This window comes from Nocardia sp. NPDC050406 (assembly GCF_044459025.1).
In the GTDB taxonomy this organism is placed as follows: domain Bacteria; phylum Actinomycetota; class Actinomycetes; order Mycobacteriales; family Mycobacteriaceae; genus Nocardia.
In genome coordinates this window covers 2208734-2232355 of sequence record NZ_JBITIM010000001.1, presented here as the reverse complement: position 1 = coordinate 2232355, position 23622 = coordinate 2208734, and the positions used below count along the sequence as shown (strand labels likewise).

Sequence of the window (23622 nt, the reverse complement as noted above, 5' to 3'; positions counted from 1 at the left end):
CGTTTGGGGGGTTGACCTGAAGGTTGGTTTAGGTTTCACGATGGCGGTATGTCGGAAAACAGAGTGGCGCTCGTTACGGGGGCGTCGGCGGGGCTGGGGCGGGCGTTGGCGCTTGCGCTGGCCGAGCGTGGATGGCGGTTGATCATTACTGCTCGTGGGGGTGAGCGGCTCGGGGAGGTTCGGGCGGTTACCGGGGGCGAGGCGGTGGTGGGAGATGTCGCGGATGTCGAACATCGGGGTCGAGTCTTCGCCGCGGTGGAGGCGGCGGGGAGGGTGGACCTGGTGGTGAACAATGCCAGTGCGCTGGGGTCGAGCCCGTTGCCTTCGTTGGAGCGGTATCCGCTCGATGAGCTGGAGGACGTGTTCAGGTCCAATGTCATTGCGCCACTGGCGATTTTGCAGGGCACCTTGCCGATGCTGCGCGACGCCAGCGGGGTCGTGGTGAATATCAGTTCGGATGCCGCGGTGGGTGCCTACGCGGGCTGGGGCGGTTACGGGGCGTCGAAGGCGGCGTTGGACCAGATCGCCACTGTGCTCGCGGTGGAGAATCCACAGCTGCGGGTCTACAGCTTCGATCCGGGGGATATGCGCACCGAGATGCATCAGGCGGCATTTCCGGGTGAAGACATCTCGGATCGTCCGGAGCCCGAAACCGTTGTGCCGGTACTGCTTCGGCTCATCGAATCGCGGCTGGAGAGCGGACGGTACATCGCGTCCGAATGGGCGGTGCGGTCATGACTGTCGCGGTGGATGCTGTCGAGTTCGTACTACCGGCGGAGCTGTCGGCCAGTGCGCCGCCCGAGACACGGGGTATGGCGCGTGACGAGGTGCGGCTCATGGTGGCCGACGGCGGGGTGTTGACCCATGCGAGGTTTCACGAGCTGCCGGGATTCCTGCGCCCCGGAGATCTTGTGGTCGTGAACAATTCGGCCATGCTCACCGCCGCGGTCGAGGCCGTCTACGACGGCGTCGGGGCCATACTGCACTTCGGAACCTGGCTCGACGACGGGACCTGGACCGTCGAGCTGCGGGACCCGGGCGGCGTGCCGTGGTCGGGTGAACCCGTGGAAGCCGGTGCACGCGTGGAACTGCCAGGCGGAAACACTGCTGTCTTGCGCCGCCCGTGGCTACCTGGCGCGCGCAGACTCTGGGCCGCCGAGGTCAGCGGCGACGTGTGGCGACTGCTGTGGCAGTACGGACGCCCGATCACCTATTCCTATGTGGCACAGCACTGGTCGGCGTCCTACTACCGAACCGTCTTCGCCAGCGAGCCGGGCAGCGCGGAAATGCCCAGCGCCGCACGGCCGTTCACGGAATCACTGGTGACCGAACTGGTGAGCGCGGGAGTGGTGCTCGCGCCGATCACCCTGCACACCGGCGTCTCCTCACCGGAATCCGGGGAACCACCGAGCCCGGAGCGGCTCACCGTCCCGGAACCCACCGCCCGCCTGGTCAATTCCACCCGCGCGGCGGGCGGACGAATCATCGCCGTGGGCACCACCGTCACCCGCGCCCTCGAATCCGCCCTCGGCGCCGACGATCTCGTCCACCCGTACTCCGGCTGGACCGACCTGGTGCTCGGCGCGGACCGCCCGGCCCGCGTGGTGGACGGCCTCATTACCGGCTGGCACGCACCCGGAGCCTCCCACCTGCACCTGCTCGAAGCCGTCGCGGGCGCGCACACGGTGCGCGAGGCGTACCGAGCGGCCCTGGACACCGGCTACCTCTGGCACGAATTCGGCGACACCGCACTGCTGTTGCGCCCCTGACCCGGGGGTGCCCGCACACGCCGCCCAGCACATGTTCTACGCTGTCGTATCCGCTCCGCACGGGTGCGATCTCGCCCCGGTAGCGAGCAAAAGACCAGGTGGGGAACCATCGGCGACGCCCCGATGAACTCCCGGTACGGTCCAGATCGCGTTCACCGGACTGGCATCGACCCGCCACCTCGCGGTCGCTCCGAGGCCGTCTGAGACTGGCTTGATCATCGGTATGACCACCAAGGCAGCGTCGAACTCGAGCCTGCGCTCGGCTGGATCGAATCCCGCCCTGCTCCCCACCGCGTCATGTTCCACCCCGGAACCCGTGCACTCCCCGGGTACGCCCCGGTACTCCCTGGTCGTCGAATCCGATGCCGCGCACCGAGAAGCGGCGCAGCGGCTGCGCTACCGCGTCTTCGCCGGTGAGCCCGGCTTCACCATCGCCGACGACGGCACCGGCCGCGACCACGACCGCTTCGACGAGCACTGCGACCACCTGCTGGTGCGCGACAACCGCACCGAGGAATTCGTCGGCTGCTACCGAATGCTGCCGCCGCACAAGGTGAATGCCGCGGGCGGCTACTACACCGCCACCGAATTCGACCTCGCCGGACTGGACCCGCACGGTCAGAAGATCGTGGAGATGGGCCGCGCCTGCGTGGTTCCCGAACACCGCAACGGCTCGGTGCTCAGCCTCATGTGGGCGGGCATCCTGCACTACATCGAGATCACCGGCTACGACTGGGTGATGGGATGCGTCTCGGTCCCAATGCGACTGACCCCGCAGGACGAGCCCGGCGTGAACGTACGCGGCGTCCGCGACCTACTGCTCGCCCGGCACGCCATCGAGGAATCCCGCTTCGTCCACCCGTACCGCACGGTCGAGGTCGACGGCAAAACCCTCGACGACCTCACCCCACCCGCCCGCACCAAGGTCCCGCCGCTGCTCAACGGCTACCTGCGCTTGGGCGCGCAGATCTGCGGCGAACCCGCCCACGACCCGGATTTCGGTGTCGCCGACTTCGTCGCACTGCTCGGCTTCGCCACCGTCAATACCCGCTACCTCGACCGGTTGCGCAGCGCCGCAGCCACTTTCGATGCCCGGTGAGGAGCTTCCATGCCCGCGTTCCTAGCCCCGGGGTCGGCACCCCTGTCGTGCCCGCCCGCCGCCCCCGTCCACGCCTGGATGCCGTCGAGCCCCTGCGGGCCGGACTGCGTCGACGCGCCCGCTGAAGCCGGAACCCTGCGGGTGGCCGCCCGCATTCTCTCCTTCGCGGCCGTGCTCTCCACCTTCCCGGCCGCCTACCTCGCCACCCCGCGCCGCTGGCGGTCCGCGGTGAATCGCAACTACGCGCGAACCCTGCTGTCCTGCTGCGGAATTCGAATCCGAGTGGTGGACGAGCGAGAAGTACCCGCCGACCACGGCGCCCTGGTGATCGCCGACCATGTCGGCTGGACCGATATCGCCGTCCTGGTCGCCGTCGAGCCCATGGCCTTCGTCGCCCGCGCCGATCTGGTCGATTGGCCCCTGCTCGGCAATGTCGCCCGCATGGTGCGCGTGATCCCCCTGGAACGCGAAAACCTGCGCGCACTCCCGAGTGTCGTGGGCACGGTGGCCGCGCGCCTCGCCAAGGGTGAACGCGTCGGCGTCTTCCCGGAGGGCACCACCTGGTGCGGTCGCGCCCGCGGCCGCCTGCGCCCGGCGTTCTTCCAGGCCGCCATCGACACCGACACCCCGGTGCAGCCGGTTCGCCTGCGCTACCTCGACCGCTCCGGCGAATTGTCCACGGTCCCAGGCTTTGTCGGCATCGATACCCTCACCGACTCCATTCGCCGCGTCCTGCGCTCACGCGGGGTCGTCGCCGAAGTGGTGCTGCGCCCCCTCGAAATGCCCGGCACCGACCGCCACGAACTGACCCGCCGCGTCGAGCGGGCCCTGCACGACGCCGACGCCGACCAGGAGTTCGCCGCCTGGCCGATCCATGTCCGTGAAGCGGGCGCGGGCCAACTCCGCGAGGCCGACCCGGTCTACGACGTCCAGACCGATCCCGTTCTGGGACAGGTCCCCAGCGACGCCAGAATCCCGGCCCAGAGCGCCTCCTAGCGGTCAGAACAGCAGCGCCACCGCCACCACGAGGAAGGCGACCACCAACACCACCACGACGGTGACGATCGCGATCCCCGTAGGCGGGAACCGGTTGCTCGTGCGTGGCTCGGGCGCCGACAAACCGGAGGTCTGCGGCGTCTCGGGCGGTGTCGAGCCGGGCGCCACGCCGCCCCCGGGTTCCAGGTCGGGGGTCCGGCGCGGGTCGGGGTCCATCGTCATTGGCGGCCCTCCTTGTATTCATGGGGCGTTTCGGGCGGGTCCAAGGGCTCTCCACGGCGCTTGCGCCGCAGCACCACGATGGCTACCGCCACGGGGATGGCAAGCAATACGAGAAGTTCCATACCGAGCGGTTACCCCCGAATAGCCGGTAAATGCTCCCGCCGGGTTTCGGCCTCCGTGACCGGGTACGCGCCCAATAGGTCGCGTGCGACTCACGTGATCGCGGCATTCGATGGAGGAGATTTCGATGACTACCGCCCGAGAGATCATGACGGCCGACTGCGAGTGCATCCGGTCCAGTGACACGGTGCTGACCGCGGCGCGCAAACTCGCGGAGCTGAATGTGGGGGCACTGCCGATCTGCGGCGAGGACGGTCGGCTGAAGGGTATGTTGACCGACCGCGACATCGTGGTGAAAGTCATTGCCCAGAACAAGAATCCGAACGGTATCGACGCGGGCGACCTCGCCGAGGGCACCCCGATCCTGGTCGACGCCAACGACGACGTCGAGGTGGTGGAGCGGCTGATGGCCGAACATCAGGTGCGACGGCTGCCGGTGGTCGAGGACACCCGGCTGGTCGGAATCATCGCGCAGGCCGATCTGGCGCGGTCGGTGCGCAATTCCGAGGCGGGCGCGGTCGTCGAGGCGATCTCGCGGGACTGACGGCGGCTCCGGACCGGGAGACGTCGCGTCCGGACCTCCCGCCCGAGGACGGGTGGCAATAGCGTCATCGGTATGCGAAAGATCAGTCAGCGGACCCTCGGCGGGCCCGGGGTCCTGGAAGTTGTCGACGCCGATCGCCCCGCTCCCGGGCCAGGCGAAGTCCTGGTGCGGGTGCGCGCCGTGGGCGTCAACCCTGCCGACCGGAAGGTCCGCAGCGGGTATGTGCGCCTCTTCGGCGACCCGCCGTTCACCCTCGGGCACGAATTCAGCGGCGAGGTGACCGAAACCGGCGCGGGCGCGACAGCCTTCCGCCCCGGCGACGTGGTGTACGGCTGGGCGACCCCACCGCACGGGGCCTACGCCGACTACGTGGTCGTTCCCGAGACCGCCCTCGCGGCCAAACCAGCCAGCCTCGACCACGTGCACGCCGCCGCGCTGCCCATCGCGGGCCTGACCGCTTGGCAGGCGCTGGTGAAGGTCGGCGAAGTGCGGCCCGGGCAGCGGGTCCTCGTGCACGGCGCGGCGGGCGGCGTCGGCCACCTCGCGGTTCAGGTCGCCAAGGCCCGCGGCGCGTACGTGATCGGCACCGCGCGCTCGGCCAAACACGGCTTCGTCCGCGACCTCGGTGCCGACGAACTGATCGACCACACTGTCGAGGACTTCACCCGCGTCCGAGACGTGGACGTGGTCCTGGACACCGTCAGCGGCGACGTGGGCCTGAAATCGCTGGTCACGCTGAAGCCCGGGGGAGTGGTCGTCGACGTGGTGGGCATCGGCTTCGACCGCACGGCGGTGCGCGAACGCGCCGCGGCCACCGGCCGCCGCTTCGTCGAATTCAACCTCGCGCCGACCCCCGAGGACCTCGCCGCCCTCGCCGCTGTCGTGGACAGCGACGGCCTGCGTCCCTCGGTCGAGAGCACGCTCCCGCTGACCGACGCCGCCAAGGCACACGAACTCGGCGAGAGCGGGCAGGTACGGGGAAAGCTGGTGCTGGTGCCCTGAGCGGCGATACCCGGGTCACCGCCGCCCTTCGATGTGCAGGGCGATCCCGCCGATACCGAGGACGTCGCCGTCGGAGATCTTCGTGCCGCACAGAATCTGCGTGCCGTTGACGTACACGCCGTTGGCGGAGCCGAGATCGTGGATCATCATGCCGTTGTCGCGCACCACGATTCGAGCGTGACGGCGGCTCACCCGGGCGTCGTCGAGCACCAGGTCGTTATCGGCTTCGCGGCCGATGCGCAGGCCGTGCCCGGTGATCTCGATCGTCGTCCCATCGGCTGTCCGCAGTGCGGCGACCGGTTCGTTACCGGAGCCGACGGTGGTGGTGCGTCGGGCCGGGGGATGCGGCCGAGGCGGCGGTCTGCGATGCACGATGGCGTCGCGCAGATTCTCGGTCTCGGCATCCGGGTCCAAACCCAGCTCCTCGGCGAGGTTTCGGCGAATGCGTTGATACGCGTCGAGTGCGTCGGCGGGACGACCGGCCGCGTGCAGCGCACGAATGAGTCGCTGCCACAGCCCCTCGTGCAGCGGATGTTCCGCGGCGAGCGCGGTGAGTTCGTCCAGTCCGGAATCGCAGCGGCCGCACGCGTATTCGGCGTCGGCGCGCGCAATCGACACGTTCAGCCGCCATCCGCTGGCATCGGTGACGAACCGATCGGCGAAGGAGATGTCGTGCAACCCGGCCAGGGGCTCCCCGCTCCACTCGGCGAGGGCGCTGGTGAAATGGTCGATCGCCCGCGCGTGGTCACCGCGTGCGGCGGCGGCCGCGCCCGCGGTGCGGTGGGACTCGAATCGACCGATATCGCACTGCGTGTCGGCGATGTCGAGCTGATAGCAACCGGCCGCCACGGAGCGCAGCACCGCCTCGGCATCGGCTCCGGCGGAACGCATTTCGCGCCGCAAGGTCGCCACGTACCCGTACAGGCCCGCCATCGCGTTACCCGGCGGGTCCTCGTCCCAGATCGTATCGACCAGCAGCTGCGCCGAGACCGCGCGTCGGCGGTTGACGGTCAGCATGGCCAGCAGAATCCGAGGTTTGGGGCCGCCCACGGGAACGGGCCGCCCGGCCACGCTCATCTGGACGGATCCGAGCAGTCGAATATCGAGATCTGTCACGGTCACCGTGCCTGCGTCATATGCGAATACAGCATGGCACAGGCGATGCCGTCGCGGCGTCGCGCTCGAGAATTACTCGAGGGCGGCTCGAGATCGGTGTTCTACCGTGAGAGTCGGGTCGGGAGGAGATGACTCGCGGAGGGAAGGTACCGATGACCGCTACCGTTCAGCGATTCTCGTTGCTGCTCTCCGGGATTCACGACGCCGGAGTCGACCCGGCCCGATGGGATACCGTCATCGCCGACGTGACCGCCGTGCTCGGTGCGGTGCGGGGATTTCTCGTCCTCGCCGAGCCGGTCGGCCCTCGGGTCGCGGCGTGTGGTGCGAGCGACGCCGACATTCGCGAACACCTCGCCCAGACCGCCGATCCGGTGCGTCGGCTGCCGGTCGGTGAGATCGAGACGTGGCGCTCCGACACCCTGCTGGCGCGACTCGGCGACTCGGTTCCGGCCTCCTGGATCTGTCACCAGATGCCGAAACACACTGAACTGCCCGAGGATTCGGAGAGTCACACGCTGCTGCGCGCTCTGCTTCCGCACTTCGAACAAGCCCTGCGCACCCGAGCGCGACTGGCCGAACTGACTCGGGACCGGACGCTCGCGCTGGCGACCGTGGAGAAGGCCCGCTACGGCGTCATGATCGTCACCACCGAGCTGAGGTTGACCTTCGCCAACGCCAGGGCCACGGCCATCACCCTCGCCGCCGACGGGTTGGCGGTCGATTCGTTCGGTCGTCTGCGCACCACCTCGCCCACGCAGCAGCCACGGTTGCGGTGGCTGATCGGCGCGGCCGCCGGTCCGGCCGAGGTGGGCGGCAGCATCGCGATCGCGCGCTCCGGGAAGCGGCCCCTCACGGTGCACATCGCGCCACTCGACGGTTCGGCACACTGCCGCGCGGTGCTGCTGACGGTCGATCCGGACGATGATCAGGGCCCGTCGCCCGCGGCTTTGCAGGAGCTCTACGGACTGACCGAGACCGAGAGCCTGGTCGCCCGCGGAGTCCTGCGCGGCGACGGACTTCCGGCCGTGGCCGCGCAGCTCCGCGTATCGGTGAGTACGGCCCGGACGCATCTGCAACACATCTTCGTCAAGACCGGAACCCATCGGCAGGCGGAGCTGGTGCGGGTGCTGCTCACGGTCGCGCTCGCGGCGCAGTGACCGTCGGTCACACCGGCCGGAAGCCCGCGCCCACACCACCGCGTGCGTCGACGTCGGCGAGGATCGCGCTGATATCGAATCCCACCTGCGGGCCCACGCACGGGTACGAGATGTACCCGTTGACCATGGCCACCAGGGTGGTACCGACGACCACCGGTCCGCCGGAATCGCCGACGACCACGCAGATTTGGGTGAGCGTCAGGGTCCCCGTGGCGAACACGTCGCCGTAGACCAGCCCGCACGTGTGACCGGAGGACCGGCCCTGCTTGCAGGCGATGGCCGGAAATCGCGCGGGCTGCCTGAGGTCGGTGATCGTGGTGTCGCCGATGTGATTTGTCGGCTCCACCAGATCCTGATCGAAGTGGATGACCGCGTAGTCGAGATCGGCGTTGACGAAAGCGATGGTGCCGAGCGTGCCCGCGTCCCTGTCGTTTTCGGAGGCGATGCCCGTACCGGCCGTACCGCAGTGGCCCGCGGTGAGACCGACCATGCGGCCGTCGGCATCCCATCCGATGGTGGTCAGCGTGCACAGTGCGCCGTCGTCGAGGACGATGCCCGAGCCGCCGCCCAATACCGTTCGAGGTGCGGCCTGAGCGGTCCCGGGGGCGGTCCACACCAGGGCGAGGGCGGCGGCCAGCAGGAGAAATCTGCGGAACATGACACTCCGAAGTGTTTGTGCGCCACGGGTTCCGGCGCGCCGCAGCGCGCCGGTTCCTCCATGGTGACGCTTCCGATCCGCTCAGACCACGCAAATGGGGAAGAGGATGGGGACGGTGATGAGCAGGACCGAGCAGGTGTTCGACGCGCCGGGGATGGTGAGGAACGGCGAGAGCACCGCGGGCTGTACCTCGACCCCGACCGCCGGTGCGACGGGTGCGGGCTCCGGCGCGGGTGCGGCGGCGGCCACCCCGGCACCCCACGCGATCAATGGTGCGCACGCCAGCGTCGCGGCGGCCGCCCGAATCTTGTTGTTCCTCATGATCTTTCCCCTAACGGAGTGCGAATTGCGATATGCGGTCGGCCCGTCGGACGGATCGCACCACAATGACAGCACCGCCGGTACGAGGAATCCTCCTACGAATACATGAAATCCACTTCCAGAATTGTTCGATATTTCCTCGAGTTCCCTGCTCTACCGTGGGTTCAGCGCGCTGGAGCCGCGCGCGGGCGCAATCTTGGGGTTATTAACGGGATTTCGTGTATGACCACACCCGCACGGTCCGATCATCGAGACAGGGACCGTAGCAGGGGGTTACGTCATGCCTACCCGAGAATTACTGGCGGGAACCGTTTTCGCCGACCATGTGATCACCGGATTGCTCGGCTCGGGCGGTATGGGGACGGTGTACACGGCACGACACCCGCGGTTGCCGCGCACGGTCGCGCTCAAGCTCCTGCACGTCGCGCCGAACGAGAACCAGCGCTTCCAGGCCCGATTCGACCGGGAGGCCGATCTGGTCGCGCGGCTCGATCATCCGAATATCGTCTCCGTTCACGATCGCGGCATCGAGGACGGCACGCCGTGGGTGTCCATGCAGTACGTCTCCGGCGGCGATGTGCGGCAGCTCATTCGGCAATACCGCGACGGACTGGAGGCCGATCGGGCCGTCCACATCATCGCCGAAGTGGCCAAGGGGCTCGACCACGCGCACGAGCACGGCATCGTGCACCGGGATGTGAAACCCGCCAATATCTTTCTCGGCGAGGACGATCGGGTGCTGATCGGGGATTTCGGCATCGCCCGCAGCGCGTCACCGGCCATGACCCTCACCAGCGGCCCGATCGCACTGACTCCCGCCTATGCCGCGCCGGAGCAGCTGGCCGGTGGCGTGGCCGATCCACGGACCGATGTCTACGCGCTCGGCATCACGCTCTACGAACTGCTCACCGGGCGGCTCATCGGAACCGGTCCGCCCAACGCGCCGCTGTCGGCTCGGCTGTCGGCGGTGATCGCCACCGCCACCGCCTACGACCCGGCGATGCGCTACGCCAGCTGCGGTGCGCTGGCCGAGGCCGTGACCGCGGCCCTGAAGAAGGACCGTGCCCGGCGCATTCCGTGGGTCCCCGTAAGCGCTGTCGTGACGGTGGCGGCGGCGGTCGGCGTCTGGACGATCGTCATGCCGGAAGCGGCTGTGCCGCAGGCACAGCCGGTGCCGTCGATCGTCCAGGTCGCGGCCGCGAACGGGCCACTGCTGTGCCCCGTGCCCTATCTGAAATCCGAGCGCGGGGCCATGGCCTTCTGCACCCAGATCGACGAGGTGCAGAAGATCGCTCGCTGGGGAAGCTATTTCCCGGTGACCAAAGAATGGTTCCCGACGGCAAAATACACACTGGTCGACAGTGCCGAACGCATCGAGCGGCAGCCCGACGGCAGCCTGTTCGCCGGTGCCGGACTTGTCCGCAACGAGGCGACCGGAAAGCAATCGGTGGGCGGCCACCGCTACACCGCCGCCCACGATGCGGGGGAGTTCGTGAACACCTTCGAAGGCGGTCTGGGACCGCTCTCCCCGCGCATGGTGGTCTGCCCCGCCGACCTCTCGAAGTGTTGACCAGCGACGGTCAGGACGGCGGATTGCCATCCTGCGACGGCTGCCAACAGGCCAGCGGCGGTCCCGGCGGATAGTTCAACGTCCAGCCGACAGCCGCCCCGATCCCGGCCCCGATCAGCGCCCCCGGCAACGCACTACCGGTACCACCGATCACCCCGCCGACCAACGCGCCGATCACCGCATTGCATTGGCGCATGGCCAAATCATCCTCGGGAGTGGCGACATCAACCCGAGCATTCTCGTCCTGAACGGATATCCCGGCTACGTCACCACCAGATACACCCGGGTCCGCGTTGGCAATACCAACCGTGAAAGCCGTGGCGCAAAACGCGAGCGCGGCAGTTGCCGCAAATCTCTTGATTTCCATCGCCCCTTCTTCCTTGCGGTTAGGGAGCGGCTGCCGCGACCAACTTCAGCAGCCGGTCATCTACCACATGCCTACCAGCAAACCGGGCATTACACGCCAATTCCGACATTTCTTGATCACCTGGCTATCCGCCCGTGACCGTGTGCGGGCGTCAGGTGCGCTTGCGGTTTGTTTGTAGGTTTTCCACCGAAGGGGGTGCACAATGAGGGAATTACCGTGCTGTCCCGGCGATTACGTCGTTTTCGTCGGCTTTGTGGCTCTTGCCCCGGTCCTCGGCAACCCATCCCGATCGCACGTCGGAGACCGGAGGCAAACGTGACGACTACAGCACGACCCGGTGAACAAGAACCGACCTCCCCGAATTCTCTGCCGATGATGGATGTGACCCGTGTCGACGGGTGGATCACGGCGGACCTCGAGGGAGTTCTGCAACGCGCGGTCGATATCTTCAACGCCTGCGGGCACCGGCAGCTGCACGTGGAACATGTCGCGCTGGCGATGCTCGAGGATCCGCAGTCCACCGCGCGAGTCGGCTGGGTCGGCGCGCTGACCGCGCCGCAATGGCAGCAAGTCTTGGCCGACGCCCTGCCTGCCCGGTACATCGAACGCGACCAGCCGCGCCAGATCACCGACATCTTCTGCTGGCGCACCTTCCGCTGAGACACGGTGGGCCAACCGACCCGAAGGTCAGGGCGCGGTGCCGTCGAGCAGTTCCCCGATCTCGGCGGTGCCCTCCACGACAGCGCGGGCGAGGTCGGTCAGGCGTAGGTGATTGGCGCGGGCGTAGCCACGCAGCTGCCCGAATGCCTGATCCATATCCAATCCGCCGCGTTCGGCGAGCATGCCTTTGGCCTGTTCGATGATGATGCGGGTGTTCAACGCCGTCTGCAGCTGCCGATTGATGGTTTCCGATCGAGTCGCCGCGCGCTGATGCAGGATTCCTATGGTGGCGACATCGGCCAGAGCTTGGCCGACGAGAATGTCCTGCGATGACAGTGCACCGGCCGTGGTGGAGAACAGGTTCAACGCGCCGATGCGCTCCTGGCGCAATCGCAGCGGCAAGGCGCACACCGCGCGAAACCCATCGGCGAGGGCGCGACGCGCGAACGCGGGCCACCGTTCGGGCTCGACGGTGAGGTCGTCGACCAGCACACCGACGCCACTGCGGTAGGCGAGCAGGCACGGACCGGCCTCCGACTGCACCTGGAACAGCTCCAGCAGGCGGGCCTGTTCGGTGGTGGAGGCCAGCACCTGCAACCCGTCGTCGGGGGCGGCGAGCAGCAGTCCGGCGGCATCGACGCCGAGCAGACCTACGCAATCATCGACGAGGCGCTGGGTCAGCTCGATGAGGTCGTAGTCTGCGACGAGGGTGTCGGCCAGCTCCACGAATGCCTTCACCAGCGGGCCTTCGCGCTCATTCATGACCATCTCCTTCTGCGCTTTCGATTCGATATCCGTTGTGGGTCATGGTGTCTCGGCAGCGGGACTGAAGCGCAACCGGCGTGCTACCACGTCGTCGGCGACTTCGGCCAAGGTGAGACCTTCGGCGAAGGCATGGGCTTGCAGCCGCGAATAGGCGTCGCGCACCGGCACTCCCAGCTGCGCGGCGACCATCCCGCTGGCCTGATGGATCTCACGGGTGCGGGGTGCGGAATTCCACCATTGCCCCAACACCGTCTCGGCGCTGTCGGCGTCGGCGCCGCGATCCGACAACAGGATCATCGTCACCATCATGGCGACCGAGGACACCGCCGCCCACTGTGACCCGTCGAGCGGTCCCGGCTTCTCGCAGAACAGATCGAGCACCCCCAGCCGCGCGGCTCCTGCCTGCAGCGGAACCGAATACACCGCACCGGACTCGCCGATACCCATCGCGGCACCCAATAACGGCCACCGATGATGGATCAACGCCATGTCCTCGACCACGACCACCTCGCCGCGCGCCGCCGCGTCGATGCCGGGTCCCTGTCCCGCGGTGGCCTGCAACGCCTCGAATCGATCCGCGTCGGAATCGGTGGCGCACAACACTTCCCAGCCCGTCCCGGTGACATCCACCGCGATCGCGCTGCGCTGGACCGGCAATACCGCCACACAGGCCAGGCAGATCCGCGGCGGGCCGACGACAGCGCGAGGTACCGCCGAGAGCGCCGCGAGGAAACGCTCCGAACCCACCACATCGAAACCACTCACCGTGACCACCCGCCCGCCACGGCACGCACCGCTGCGAGAGCAATGGGGTACACCCGGGTGCGAGCTTGGCCGATCGCCATAATCGACACCCTCCAACCGGTGGAATCGATCCCGAGGAGCGAGGCCGCGCTCCACATCAGACGATAGTCGTCCTCGCGTGAGCGGCGGAACCGCAATAGAACTCGATCGGCAGGGCCTGGGGAATACGCGTCGGCGGTCGAGCGGTTGCGCAGATGGTGCGTGGAATCGTGAAGATCTCGCACACGGCGAGGGGGATACCCCAAGGAAACGCAGGTCAACGATGGGATAGGCTTTATCGGTCATGAAGTCGGCTTTCCCGGGTCCGGTCGGTGCCCAGACGGTCTACCTCGATCACGCGGCCACGACACCCATGTTCCCGGTCGCTGTCGAGGCGATGACGGCTGTCTTGGGGATGGCGGGGAACGCGTCGTCGTTGCACGGGTCGGGGCGGGCGGCTCGGCGGCTGTTGGAGGAAGCGCGGGAGTCGATCGCGGCTGATCTGGGGGCGCGGCCTTCGGAGGTGATCTTCACCTCCGGGGGGACCGAGAGTGACAATCTCGCCGTCAAGGGGATCTATCGGGCGCGGCGGGACGCTGATTCGCGGCGCACGCGGATTCTGGTGAGCGCGGTCGAGCATCATGCGGTGCTGGACGCCGTGGAGTGGCTCGAGCAGCACGAAGGCGCTCGGGTGACGTGGCTGGATGTGGACTCCGAGGGCGTTGTCTCGCCGCGCACACTGCGCGACGCGCTGGCCACGTATGCCGACGAGATCGCGCTGGTGAGCATCATGTGGGCCAACAACGAGGTCGGGACGATTCAGCCGATCGCCGAATTGGCCGCCATGGCACAGGAATTCGATATTCCCATGCACAGTGACGCGGTGCAGGCGGCGGCGCAGCTGCCCATCGACTTCGCCAGCAGTGGGCTCGCGGCGGCGAGTTTCGCCGGGCACAAGGTCGGCGGGCCGCACGGGGTGGGTGTCCTGCTGCTCGGGCGGACGGTGCCGTGCACGCCGCTGTTGCACGGCGGTGGGCATGAACGCGATCTGCGCTCGGGCACCTCGGATGTGCCCGCAGCGGTAGGGCTCGCGGCGGCGCTGCGTGAGACCGTGCGTGGATTGCCCACGCGGACAGCGGAATTGACGCGGCTGAGCAACCGGCTCATCGCCGGGGTGCGCGCGGCAGTGCCCGATGCCGTGCTCAATGGCGCGACCGGGGAGCGTCGGCTGCCGGGCAATGTGCACTTCACCTTCCCGGGCTGCGAAGGCGATTCGCTGCTGATGCTGTTGGACGCGGCCGGGGTCGAGTGCTCGACCGGATCGGCCTGCAATGCGGGCGTGGCGGGTCCCAGCCACGTACTGCTGGCCATGGGTGTGGAACCGGCGCTGGCGCGCGGGTCGCTGCGCTTCTCGCTGGGACATGATTCGACCGATACCGATATCGATGCCGTGCTGGCGGCACTGCCGCAGGTGGTGGAACGGGCCAAAGCAGCCGGTCTGGCCAGTGCGAAGGGAGGCTTCTAAATGCGTGTACTTGCCGCCATGAGCGGTGGCGTGGATTCGGCCGTAGCCGCCGCCCGCGCCGTCGACGCCGGACACGAGGTGGTCGGCGTTCATCTGGCCCTGTCGACCGCGCCGGGCACGCTGCGCACCGGATCGCGCGGCTGCTGCTCCAAGGAAGACGCCGGAGACGCCCGCCGCGCCGCCGACGTGCTCGGAATCCCGTTCTACGTCTGGGATTTCGCCGACCGGTTCAAGGAGGACGTGATCGATGATTTCGTCGCCTCCTATGCCGCCGGTGAGACTCCCAACCCGTGCCTGCGCTGCAACGAGAAGATCAAGTTCTCGGCGTTGGCCGATCGCGCGGTGGCGCTGGGCTTCGACGCCGTCGTCACCGGGCACTACGCGCGGCTCGAGGACGGTGTGCTGCGGCGCGCCGTCGACGAGGACAAGGACCAGTCGTATGTGCTCGCGGTGCTGACCGCCGAGCAGCTCTCGCGCGCCATGTTCCCGGTCGGCGACACCCCCAAGCCGCGGATTCGCGAGGAGGCCGCCGAGCGCGGACTCGCGGTGGCCAACAAGCCCGACAGCCACGACATCTGCTTCATTCCCTCCGGTGACACCCGGGCGTTCCTGGGCGCGAAGATCGGTATCCGCCCCGGCGCGCTGGTGGATGCCGACGGCACCAAGCTCGGCGATCACGATGGCGTGCACGGCTTTACGATCGGCCAGCGCAAGGGCCTCGGTCTGCCCGGCCCCGCCGCCGACGGCAAGCCGCGCTATGTCACCGATATCGATCCGGAGTCCGGCACCGTGCGCGTCGGCGCGGTCGAGGACCTGAACGTGTGGACCGTGCTGGCGGATCGCGCCATCTGGACCTCGGGCGAAACCCCTGACGGGCCTATCGAATGCGTCGCCCAGGTGCGTGCGCACGGCGGCACCGCCCCGGCGGTCGCCGAGGCGGTGGACGGTGGTCTCGTGGTGCGTCTGCGTGAACCGCTGACCGGTGTGGCGCGTGGCCAGGCCGTGGTGCTGTACCGCCCCGATGCCGACGGCGATCAGGTGCTCGGCAGTGGCACCATCACCGGCACCGAGCGTGAAATCCATTCCTACGCCAATGAACTGGTGGCCGACAGCACTCGGTGACATGTCGCCGGTGGCACACGGTCACCAGTGCGAATCGTGGGGCGGCGTCGGAGACGACGACGGTGAATGCCATGCTGGGCGCAGGCGTCGACGCTCGAAGGGCGGAGTGAATCCAGGTGACTGACACAGCGGCCGAGGCACGCGCGGTACTGCGCGGCGGGATCGCGACCGGCGTCGGCTCGTGGCCCGGCACCGATATTCGCGAGGCCACGGCGACCGTCGTCGGCGAACTCGGCGAGCTGCCCCACCTGGTGGAGCTGCCCGGCCGCGGTGTCGGCGCGGATATGGTGGGCCGCGCCTCCGCTCTGCTGGTCGATATGCGCTTCGACACCACGCCTCGGGGTTATCGCCTCGCCATCCGTCCCGGGGCCGTCGCGCGCCGCGCCCGAGACCTGCTGCGTGGCGATCTCGATGCTCTCGAAGAAGCCTGGGAGACAGCCGGTCTCACCGGCTCCGGTCTCACCGTGAAGCTCCAGGCCATCGGTCCGCTGAGTCTGGCCGCCCAGGTGGAACTGCCGGTCGGGCACCGCGTACTCACCGATTCCGGTGCCCTGCGCGATCTTTCGGAATCCCTGGCCGAGGGTCTCGCGACCCACGCCGCCGAGGTCGCTAAGCGTCTGGGTGCGAAAGTCCTTGTGCAACTGGACGAGCCGTCGCTCACTGCGGTTCTCGCAGGCACCCTGAAGGGCGCGAGCGTCATGAACACCGTGCGCGCCCTGCCCGCTCCCGAAGCGCAACACATCCTCGACAACGTCATCACCGCCCAACCCGCCCCGGTCTTGATCCACACCTGCGCGGACCGCCCCGCCCTGGCCTTCCTCCGCCAAACCGCCACCACCGCAGTCGGTTTCGACATGTCCACCATCACCACCGCCGACCTCGACCCGCTCGGCGAACTCCTCGACTCCGGCCACCACCTAGCCCTGGGCCTCATCCCGACCACCGCCCCGGCCACCCCGGTCACCTGGCGCGAACTCGCCGAACCCGGCGTCCGACTACTGGACCGCCTCGGCTTCCCCCGCCGCCGCCTCGCCACCCAAGTCACGGTCACCCCCGCCTGCGGCCTCGCCACCGCCCCCCTCGACTGGGCACGCAAATCCCTCACCCTCGCCACCGAGATCGCCACCGCCTACGCCGACGAACCAGAAGCCCTGACCTTCGACTGACGCGCCAAGTAGCAATCCGTCAGCAACACCCCCTGCGCTCGTGTCGTAAACTCCCCTGACCACGTAAGACGCCCGCCCAGGGGGAGCGATGACCGACAGTTTCAAGGCCGACATCGACCAGCTGAACCGGCTCGGCTCCACGGTGAAGACCCTGGCCGGACAGGTCGGTGCGCTGCGATGTGGAAAGGGTGCGGTCGAGCCGTTCAACAGCGGAAAGCCCGGCGGCGTGCTGACCTCGCACGAGGCGGCGGTGGCGCTCACCAAGGATCTGGTGCACGGCGCGCTCGTGGCGAGCGCCAAGACCCGGCTCGAAGGCGTGGCCGACGCCATGGCCTACACCGCCGGACAGTATCGAACCAAGGACGACGGCGTCCGCGACCAGATTCAGGCGACCATGGGGCAACTATGCGGTCCATGGATCCCGGACCGCCCGCTATGAGCCTCACCCCGGAGCAGATTCGCGCCTGGCGTCCCCACGATCTGGTGGAGGTCGCCACCGAGTGGACCACGCTCGCCACGAACCTCGACCAGAAATTCGTCGACTACGAGCAGGCGGTCGTGCGCACCGGCGACGGCGGCTACTGGGACGGTAAGGCCGCCGAATCCGCCCAGCGCGGTGCGGGTGACGACCGAACTCGCGTCGCGGCGATGACCGATGCGCTGCGCGGCCTCGCCGGTGTGCTCAACGGCAACTGGTACGCCATCGAGGCACCCTTGCAACGCGCGAAGATCGCCATGGACGCCCTGGGCAAGGCGGGGTTCCCCATCGCGGAGGGCACCCCGATTCCCAGCGAGTACGTCATCACCGACGACACCGTCATCGGCGCAACCGCGTGGCGCGATCTGGACGAGAGCAAGAAGGCCGAGATCAAGGGATTGATCTTCGATCTCACCGACGGAGCCGCTGCCGCCCGGACCGCCGACGACACTCTGCGCGAACAGCTGAAAACCCAAGCGGCAGCACAGTTCACGCCCCTGACCGACGCGGCCGTGCTGGGCGCGAGTCAAGGCAGGGCACAGATCGACGACGTGGTCCGAGCCGGAGAGCGCGGCCGAGAAGACGGCCGGGCCCTGGCCGAATGGGCCGACGGCCCGACACCCGACCAGGACCCCGCCGTCCTCGCCCGCGTCGCCGGTCAACTGCCCGACCACCCCCTGACGGACGCCCAACTGCGGACCCTCGCCAGCGGCGGCGAGGTCGATACGCTCCCGCGCCAAGTCCAGGACTACTACCGCGCCTTCTACAACGCGGCGGGCAAGGACGGCGTTCTCGCCCTGAGCGAATACCTGAAGGACCAGGAGGAATCGGGCAGCACCGTCGCTGCCTCCCAACGGGATACGCTCGCCAACGGACTCGCCGTCATCAGCAACGAGGACATCGGCACCGGCCGCACCCCCGACGGAAAGCTCATCGGCGCGGGCAGCTACCAGGACCTGCCCGCCGACATCCGCGAACTCATCGAAGCCCGCCGCACCGACCCGGACCCGATCGACCCCGCTACCCCCGGCGGCCCCCTCGTCGCCCTGCAAAAACAGTGGCAAGACACCAACGCCCTGGCATCCCTGCTCGCCGAAACCAACCCCGGCTACGAACCAGGCACAGAACTCGGCACCCAGCTGTACCTGAAATCCGCCGACATGGTCCAAGACCAATACAACCCACCCGACCTGGGCCGCGACACCGCCGCAGGCGCATTCACCGAATTCGCGGGCCGCAACAACGATGCCGCCCACCGAATCTGGACCGGCGACGGCATGCCCCACGACTACGACGCCAAGGAAACAGTCCGCACCCTCACCGGCCACGACTGGTCCAACTCCGACAAGGGCCGAGGAGCTGCAACCTTGATCGACCGCATCACGGAAGAAGCACGGCTCCCGCTCGACGACCCGCGCGGAATGCGCGGGCGCGAAGCGCTGGCGGGACTGGGAACAATGCTGTGCCCGGATGACAAGGGCGACACGGTGTGGGCGGAGCAGAAGGACTCCTTCGCCAGGAATCCGGAACTCGCGACAGCGGTGGGTAAGGCGGTTGCGGGGAATCTGGACGCCGTCAGCGGGACGGTGTGGACGACCGGATTTCCGGAGAACTCCGTTATGCCGGACGGCCGGGTCAGCTGGCAGGCGGAGGAAGCCAACCGCCTGTTGCAACTGGGCTCCTACTCCGAGGAAGGCCGGTTGAATATCACCACCGCGGTCGAGCAACATCGAACAGCGGAGCTCACGCAGTTGATGCGAGAACATCCGGACCAATTGCCGAATGCTCTCGCACTGAGCGATGCGGGCGCACTGTCCGGACGAGTCGACAATGCGATGTGGGATGCACTGATTCATCAGGATCAGCTGAAGGGGCAGGAGGCCCTGAATCCCACCGACGCGCTGTACCAGGCGAAGATGCTCGGCGCGTCGATCGCGGGACAACTCGCCGACGAAGCCGTGGGGAAGATTCCTCACGCGGATATCGGGACAGGCGCACTCGACCTGGAGGTCGGCGATGCCGTGGAGGGCAAAGTGCAGGAATGGTTGGGAAAGCCTGAGTACGAATTCATGGAACGGCCCAGCGAAGCGGTATTGAAGTCCGAAGCGACCGACAACGCCCACCAAGCGATACTGAACGCCGCGTACGCAACCGGTACGTTGCCCCCCACATTGCGGACCGACGACGGTCCACTCGACATGGCAACCATACGTCGGAATTCCCTGGCGCAGAACGACTTCACCAGCTTTCTGACGACGACTGGGCTTGGTCAATACGTCACGGATTACTGTCAGTCCTACGCGATCGACCTTGGCCAGCAAGGTGGTTCATGATGCGGATCCAATTCTCGGCCGTCGCGGCAGGGGTACTGGCTGCGCTCACACTTACCGCATGCGGTGGGGGTGAAACGGATGCGCCAACGGTCGGCCCCAGCACCACGCCGTCGGCGTTTCCGTATCCGCCCGTGCAGTACTACACCGATGTCGCAGTGCGGCTGGAAGAGCCACTGCGGTCGGCGGCTGAGTTCGCGCTCGAGATGACTGTCGGTGGCTATCGGATGGTTGACCCCAGGGAAAGCGAGCAGTTTCGGCGTGAATATCGAACCCGGGTCGATCTCGATGCCGACCGATTCATTGAGCCATTCGAAACGCCTGACTTTGTCGATGACACCGGAGGTTATACGGTCCGCGCTGTCAGTGCGGAGGAGTTGGCCGACGGCGTCATCGAGGTTTCGGTGTGCTCTTTCAACATCCCGGGTGTGTATTGGCTGCGGACGGACGGTCAGGTAGTCGATCCGGAAGGGCCGAAAGTCGCACTGACTCGCCCGCGGGTGCAGTGGACCGACCGTTCGGCTGCTATCGGGCCGAAACCCTCTGGTCCGCGGTGGCTTTTGCTGGACAACGGCGTCGATCTGAAAATGACCGAGGAGTCGGCCGAACGCGAGTGCGATCCCTTCAAGCCGGAGCCGTTCGTTCAGAAGATGCCGGATCCGACGACGCCGGTGGTTACGCCGACTCGCTGACGCTCATGCCTTGGCGAGGATGTCCGCGGCTATTCGGGTGGCGGCTTCGTAGCGCTCGTCGTCGGTGAGGGGGAGGTCGCCCATCATGGTGACGCTCCAGCTGATGGCCAGGAGGGCTTGGCGGGCGTGGAATACGGCCAGGGGCGTGGGGGTGGGGGCGGTCATGAGGTCGGCGAGGGTGCGGAATTGGTAGCGGAGGGTGGTGCCGAAGCCTAGGTCGCGGAAGGCGGGCTGGTTTTCGTGCCAGAAGCGGACCATGTCGGAGCCCAGCCCGTGGAGGAGGCTGCCGTAGCGGGTGAGGATTTCTTGGGCGCGGGCAGGGGTCGGTGGGGTGGAGTGGGCCCAGGTGACTATGTCGTCTATGCCGCGGTGCAGGTCCTCCGACAGGCTCACCACGATGTCTTCCTTGGTGCGGAAGTGGTAGTAGACGGCGGCCTTGGTGATGCCGAGGCGGTCGGCGATCTCGCGCAGCGAGGTCTTCTCGTACCCGCGCTCGGAGAACAATTCCATTGCCACGGAACGGATTCGGTCCCGTGTGTCGCTGCGACGCCCGTCCATCGGGTCCTTCCGTAGTGCTTGACGACCGGCCGGTTGGAGCCTAGCGTGCATGGCGTGGCCGGATTACTAGCCGGTCGGCAAGTTAGTTTGGGGAGGTCGACGTGCGGGTGCCTACTGATGGGGTCGCTATGACCGCGATCGGGGTGGCGGTTATTCGAGCGCGGGAGTCGCGGCGGGCGGATCGGCTGTACGACGACCCGTTGGCGCAGGTGCTGGTCGAGGCGGCGCGGGGCGGGTTCACCGGGGAGCGGTGGGCGCGGCTCGAGGCGCTCGCGGAGACGTTCCAGGAGGGGCGCAGTGCGGGAGTTCGGTTGGTGGACGACCGGATTCGCGCTGCCGTCGACCGCGGGATTCGGCAAATCGTGTTGATCGGTGCGGGGTTGGACACTCGCGCCTATCGCATGGACTTTCCCGAGGGCACACGGTTGTTCGAAATCGATCTGCCGGAGACGTTTTCGTTCAAGGAGCCGGTCTTGGCGGGGGCGGTGCCCCGGTGTGAACGGCATGTGGTGCCGGTGGATCTGCGTACCGATTGGGTGACACCGCTACTGGCGGAAGGCTTCCGTCCAGAGCAGCCGACGCAGTGGGTGGACGAGGGGGTGCTCGGGTATCTGTCGCCCGAGGAGGCTCTCGCCGTGGCGGCCGACATCACCGAACTCTCCGCTCCTGGAAGTGATTTCGGTGTCGGGCGGTTCGCGGTGGATGCGAACAATGGACAGTACGCCGAGCTGCGGCGGATGGTCTCGGGTGACGAAGCGCCGCCGCGCGCCCCCGGGGGGCTCGGGCCCGACGCCGCCGCCTGGCTCGAGGCGCACGGCTGGGAGACCGAATTCCATTCCTGGGACGAGCTCGTCGCCTCGTTCGGCAGGCCGCTGGCTGTCGACGACCCGGCGGTCGGGGTGCTCGTCGCTGTGCGGCGCTAGCCGTGGAAGGGGCCCGAGGCGGACTGGCGTGCGCCCGGGTGGTTGGGGAACCAATGGTCCGGCTTGCCGCTGGGGTACAGGACCGGGATCTGCTCGCCGATCGAGGGCCAGTGGTTGATATCCCAGATGAAGCGGCCGTAGGTTTCGTGTGCGACCAGACTTGGGCCGGAGATGTTGCCGCTGATGGTGACGTAGGAATCTTCCAGGGCGTTCGGGCGTGGGCTGACGCCGGTGACGTACAGCGTCCCGGCCTCGTGCTCGCGGTTGCCGAACAGGTTCCAGCCGCCTCGGAAATACCCGATGGCCAGCACTAGGGCGGTGGCCATCATGAGTATGAACATGATCTGGAGCAGCATGCCTCCATGCTAGGCCGCTGGGGCGCGAGTGCCTCGGTGCCCTAGCGCGTGGTGAGTTCGCTGGTTCCCGAGGATGTCCGCCGCAGCTGCCAGACCGTGGTGCGCTTGCTCTGTGAGCGCCCGTTCCCGCGGTCGATGAGGGTGCGGTTCGATGTGGTGAAGATCAGTTGTGCCCCTTGGGTATTGGTCTCCGGATTCTGGAACAGCTGAATCAGCAGGTCGGCGACCTCGGGGGTGAGGTGGGTGTCGATATCGTCGACGGCCAGCACGCCGCCGGTGTCCAGGGTGTCGAGAATCGGTGGGAGCAGGCGCAAGAGCGCGATGGTGGCGGTGGATTCGTCGGTGATGTCGAAGGCCGTGTCGATCCCGTCGTGTACCAGGCCGAGACCCACGCCCCGGCGGGCCACCATGCGCGAGTACAGCGCGTCACGCGCCGCGTAGAGCGTGGTGAGTTCGCGCCGCAACACCGTGACGGTGAGACCGTGTTCGCGCAGCAGCGTCTCCGCGCGGGCGGGGGAGGAGGTGGCGGCGTCGACTTCCTTTGCGGTGGTGGCGATGTCGTGATCGAGGTCGCGCAGATAGTCGGCGTACATGGGGTCGTGCTCGGGCACCAGCAGATCGCTGATACCCACATCGCTCGAGCGCAGCAGCGTGAGCAGTCGGGCCGCGTGCTCGGTGGAACGCGAGACGTGACTGCCGAGCCGGTGCACGACGGCCTGGGCGTCCGGCTGCCCGCGCTGCACCTCCAGCAGCGACTGGAACCAGCGATAGGCGGGCACCAGCGCCTCGGCGTACAACTGCCCGGACAGGCTGAGCAGCAACGCGTTCGGCCGCACCAGCGGCACCAGCGCCCCGATGCCGAAGCGGGCCGCCTCGAACATCGGACCGATGCGAATATCCTCCCCGGCGCGCTCGAAGATGATCCGCTTGCGATTGTGCGGATGCGTGTGCAGCCACTCCGCGCTCACATCGGCATTGTCGAGCCTGAACCCGTACGTGTAGGGAAAGCCCTCCGCCACGAAGTTGACCACGAATTCCGTTGGCCGGTCGGTGAATCCGAGATGTGGCGTGCGCACCGGCCCGGCATAGGGATCCCACCCGCTGACCGAATTCAACACCGCGTCGCGCATATGCCACAGCGCGTCGACGAGGCTGGTCTTACCGGTGGCGGCGGCGCCGTGCACGGCGGTCACCGGTACGGCGACCGGCCCGCTGCCACGGGTGAGCCGCAATTCCTGCGGTTCGGCGAGGGACCTGTGATTCGTCACCTGGAAGCTGCGCAACACGCTCGCCATCCTGCCGGTCGGAACGGGTATCCGCGAG

26 protein-coding genes are annotated in these 23622 nt (G+C 67.7%); 16 read left to right on the top strand and 10 right to left on the bottom strand.

What is annotated here, in order from left to right; translation table 11 throughout:
• Nucleotides 1-48 precede the first annotated feature (48 nt).
• The 4 genes from ACIBH2_RS10630 to ACIBH2_RS10615 all read left to right on the top strand — a co-directional run bounded on the left by ACIBH2_RS10630 (nt 49) and on the right by ACIBH2_RS10615 (nt 3864).
• Nucleotides 49-738, top strand: coding sequence for an SDR family NAD(P)-dependent oxidoreductase (locus ACIBH2_RS10630; RefSeq protein ID WP_397115647.1), 690 nt, complete (start codon nt 49-51; stop codon nt 736-738).
• Nucleotides 735-1769: an S-adenosylmethionine:tRNA ribosyltransferase-isomerase gene (locus ACIBH2_RS10625; protein WP_397115644.1), complete on the top strand. Its 1035-nt coding sequence runs from the start codon at nt 735-737 to the stop codon at nt 1767-1769. Before ACIBH2_RS10630 ends, ACIBH2_RS10625 begins: the two co-directional genes overlap by 4 nt.
• A gap of 223 nt (nt 1770-1992) precedes the next feature.
• Nucleotides 1993-2868 (top strand): GNAT family N-acetyltransferase, encoded by an 876-nt coding sequence (locus ACIBH2_RS10620; protein WP_397115642.1) that lies wholly within the window; start codon nt 1993-1995, stop codon nt 2866-2868.
• 9 nt (nt 2869-2877) lie between these two features.
• Complete coding sequence (locus tag ACIBH2_RS10615; RefSeq protein ID WP_397115639.1) at nt 2878-3864, top strand: lysophospholipid acyltransferase family protein; 987 nt, start codon at nt 2878-2880, stop codon at nt 3862-3864.
• Nucleotides 3865-3867: 3 nt separating this feature from the next.
• Here the strand turns inward: ACIBH2_RS10615 and ACIBH2_RS10610 are convergent, their stop codons facing one another.
• On the bottom strand, nt 3868-4086 hold the full coding sequence (locus tag ACIBH2_RS10610) for a DUF6480 family protein (protein ID WP_397115637.1): 219 nt from the start codon (nt 4084-4086) through the stop codon (nt 3868-3870).
• Between the two features lie 247 nt (nt 4087-4333).
• Here ACIBH2_RS10610 and ACIBH2_RS10605 point away from each other — a divergent pair, with 247 nt between their 5' ends.
• Nucleotides 4334-4750, top strand: coding sequence for a CBS domain-containing protein (locus tag ACIBH2_RS10605; RefSeq protein ID WP_397115635.1), 417 nt, complete (start codon nt 4334-4336; stop codon nt 4748-4750).
• 72 nt (nt 4751-4822) lie between these two features.
• Nucleotides 4823-5752 carry an NADP-dependent oxidoreductase gene (locus ACIBH2_RS10600; RefSeq protein WP_397115633.1) on the top strand — a complete coding sequence of 310 codons (930 nt, stop codon included), beginning with the start codon at nt 4823-4825 and terminating at the stop codon, nt 5750-5752.
• A gap of 15 nt (nt 5753-5767) precedes the next feature.
• Here ACIBH2_RS10600 and ACIBH2_RS10595 read toward each other — a convergent pair whose 3' ends face one another.
• Entirely contained in the window at nt 5768-6874 is a 1107-nt protein-coding gene (locus ACIBH2_RS10595; protein ID WP_397115631.1) for a BTAD domain-containing putative transcriptional regulator, read from the bottom strand.
• 146 nt (nt 6875-7020) lie between these two features.
• On the opposite strand from ACIBH2_RS10595, the gene ACIBH2_RS10590 reads away from it, so the two are divergent.
• Complete coding sequence (locus tag ACIBH2_RS10590) at nt 7021-8025, top strand: helix-turn-helix transcriptional regulator (protein WP_397115629.1); 1005 nt, start codon at nt 7021-7023, stop codon at nt 8023-8025.
• 7 nt (nt 8026-8032) lie between these two features.
• On the opposite strand, the gene ACIBH2_RS10585 is transcribed toward ACIBH2_RS10590, so the two are convergent.
• Both ACIBH2_RS10585 and ACIBH2_RS10580 read right to left on the bottom strand, forming a co-directional pair.
• Entirely contained in the window at nt 8033-8683 is a 651-nt protein-coding gene (locus ACIBH2_RS10585; RefSeq protein ID WP_397115627.1) for a serine protease, read from the bottom strand.
• An 81-nt stretch (nt 8684-8764) separates the two neighbouring features.
• Nucleotides 8765-9004, bottom strand: a complete 240-nt coding sequence (locus ACIBH2_RS10580) for a hypothetical protein (protein ID WP_397115625.1) — start codon at nt 9002-9004, stop codon at nt 8765-8767.
• A 280-nt stretch (nt 9005-9284) separates the two neighbouring features.
• On the opposite strand from ACIBH2_RS10580, the gene ACIBH2_RS10575 reads away from it, so the two are divergent.
• The gene (locus tag ACIBH2_RS10575) at nt 9285-10574 is read left to right on the top strand and encodes a serine/threonine-protein kinase (protein WP_397115623.1); all 1290 of its coding nucleotides are present in this window, start codon (nt 9285-9287) and stop codon (nt 10572-10574) included.
• A gap of 10 nt (nt 10575-10584) precedes the next feature.
• Here the strand turns inward: ACIBH2_RS10575 and ACIBH2_RS10570 are convergent, their stop codons facing one another.
• Nucleotides 10585-10941, bottom strand: a complete 357-nt coding sequence (locus ACIBH2_RS10570) for a hypothetical protein (protein WP_397115621.1) — start codon at nt 10939-10941, stop codon at nt 10585-10587.
• Between the two features lie 372 nt (nt 10942-11313).
• Here ACIBH2_RS10570 and ACIBH2_RS10565 point away from each other — a divergent pair, with 372 nt between their 5' ends.
• On the top strand, nt 11314-11601 hold the full coding sequence (locus ACIBH2_RS10565; protein ID WP_397115619.1) for a hypothetical protein: 288 nt from the start codon (nt 11314-11316) through the stop codon (nt 11599-11601).
• 27 nt (nt 11602-11628) lie between these two features.
• Here the strand turns inward: ACIBH2_RS10565 and ACIBH2_RS10560 are convergent, their stop codons facing one another.
• Together ACIBH2_RS10560 and ACIBH2_RS10555 are read right to left on the bottom strand one after the other, a co-directional pair.
• Entirely contained in the window at nt 11629-12363 is a 735-nt protein-coding gene (locus ACIBH2_RS10560; RefSeq protein WP_397115617.1) for a GAF and ANTAR domain-containing protein, read from the bottom strand.
• Between the two features lie 42 nt (nt 12364-12405).
• Entirely contained in the window at nt 12406-13131 is a 726-nt protein-coding gene (locus ACIBH2_RS10555) for a GAF and ANTAR domain-containing protein (RefSeq protein ID WP_397115615.1), read from the bottom strand.
• A 322-nt stretch (nt 13132-13453) separates the two neighbouring features.
• On the opposite strand from ACIBH2_RS10555, the gene ACIBH2_RS10550 reads away from it, so the two are divergent.
• The 6 genes from ACIBH2_RS10550 to ACIBH2_RS10525 all read left to right on the top strand — a co-directional run bounded on the left by ACIBH2_RS10550 (nt 13454) and on the right by ACIBH2_RS10525 (nt 20462).
• Nucleotides 13454-14674: a cysteine desulfurase family protein gene (locus ACIBH2_RS10550; protein WP_397115613.1), complete on the top strand. Its 1221-nt coding sequence runs from the start codon at nt 13454-13456 to the stop codon at nt 14672-14674.
• On the top strand, nt 14675-15796 hold the full coding sequence (mnmA, locus tag ACIBH2_RS10545) for a tRNA 2-thiouridine(34) synthase MnmA (protein ID WP_397115611.1): 1122 nt from the start codon (nt 14675-14677) through the stop codon (nt 15794-15796).
• Between the two features lie 116 nt (nt 15797-15912).
• Nucleotides 15913-16962, top strand: coding sequence for a methionine synthase (locus tag ACIBH2_RS10540; protein ID WP_397115609.1), 1050 nt, complete (start codon nt 15913-15915; stop codon nt 16960-16962).
• Nucleotides 16963-17050: 88 nt separating this feature from the next.
• Complete coding sequence (locus ACIBH2_RS10535; RefSeq protein ID WP_397115607.1) at nt 17051-17401, top strand: hypothetical protein; 351 nt, start codon at nt 17051-17053, stop codon at nt 17399-17401.
• Nucleotides 17402-17610: 209 nt separating this feature from the next.
• Nucleotides 17611-19773 (top strand): hypothetical protein, encoded by a 2163-nt coding sequence (locus tag ACIBH2_RS10530; RefSeq protein ID WP_397115605.1) that lies wholly within the window; start codon nt 17611-17613, stop codon nt 19771-19773.
• A complete protein-coding gene (locus ACIBH2_RS10525; RefSeq protein WP_397115603.1) occupies nt 19770-20462 on the top strand; it encodes a hypothetical protein in 693 nt (230 codons plus the stop codon). The genes ACIBH2_RS10530 and ACIBH2_RS10525 overlap by 4 nt, the downstream gene beginning before the upstream one ends.
• A 3-nt stretch (nt 20463-20465) precedes the next feature.
• On the opposite strand, the gene ACIBH2_RS10520 is transcribed toward ACIBH2_RS10525, so the two are convergent.
• On the bottom strand, nt 20466-20972 hold the full coding sequence (locus tag ACIBH2_RS10520; protein ID WP_397116959.1) for a helix-turn-helix domain-containing protein: 507 nt from the start codon (nt 20970-20972) through the stop codon (nt 20466-20468).
• A gap of 176 nt (nt 20973-21148) precedes the next feature.
• On the opposite strand from ACIBH2_RS10520, the gene ACIBH2_RS10515 reads away from it, so the two are divergent.
• Entirely contained in the window at nt 21149-21943 is a 795-nt protein-coding gene (locus ACIBH2_RS10515) for an SAM-dependent methyltransferase (RefSeq protein WP_397115601.1), read from the top strand.
• Here ACIBH2_RS10515 and ACIBH2_RS10510 read toward each other — a convergent pair.
• Together ACIBH2_RS10510 and ACIBH2_RS10505 are read right to left on the bottom strand one after the other, a co-directional pair.
• Nucleotides 21940-22299 (bottom strand): hypothetical protein, encoded by a 360-nt coding sequence (locus ACIBH2_RS10510; protein ID WP_397115599.1) that lies wholly within the window; start codon nt 22297-22299, stop codon nt 21940-21942. The two genes, ACIBH2_RS10515 and ACIBH2_RS10510, sit on opposite strands and share 4 nt — an antisense overlap.
• A 41-nt stretch (nt 22300-22340) precedes the next feature.
• Complete coding sequence (locus ACIBH2_RS10505) at nt 22341-23594, bottom strand: ATP/GTP-binding protein (protein ID WP_397115597.1); 1254 nt, start codon at nt 23592-23594, stop codon at nt 22341-22343.
• Between the last annotated feature and the right edge of the window lie 28 nt (nt 23595-23622).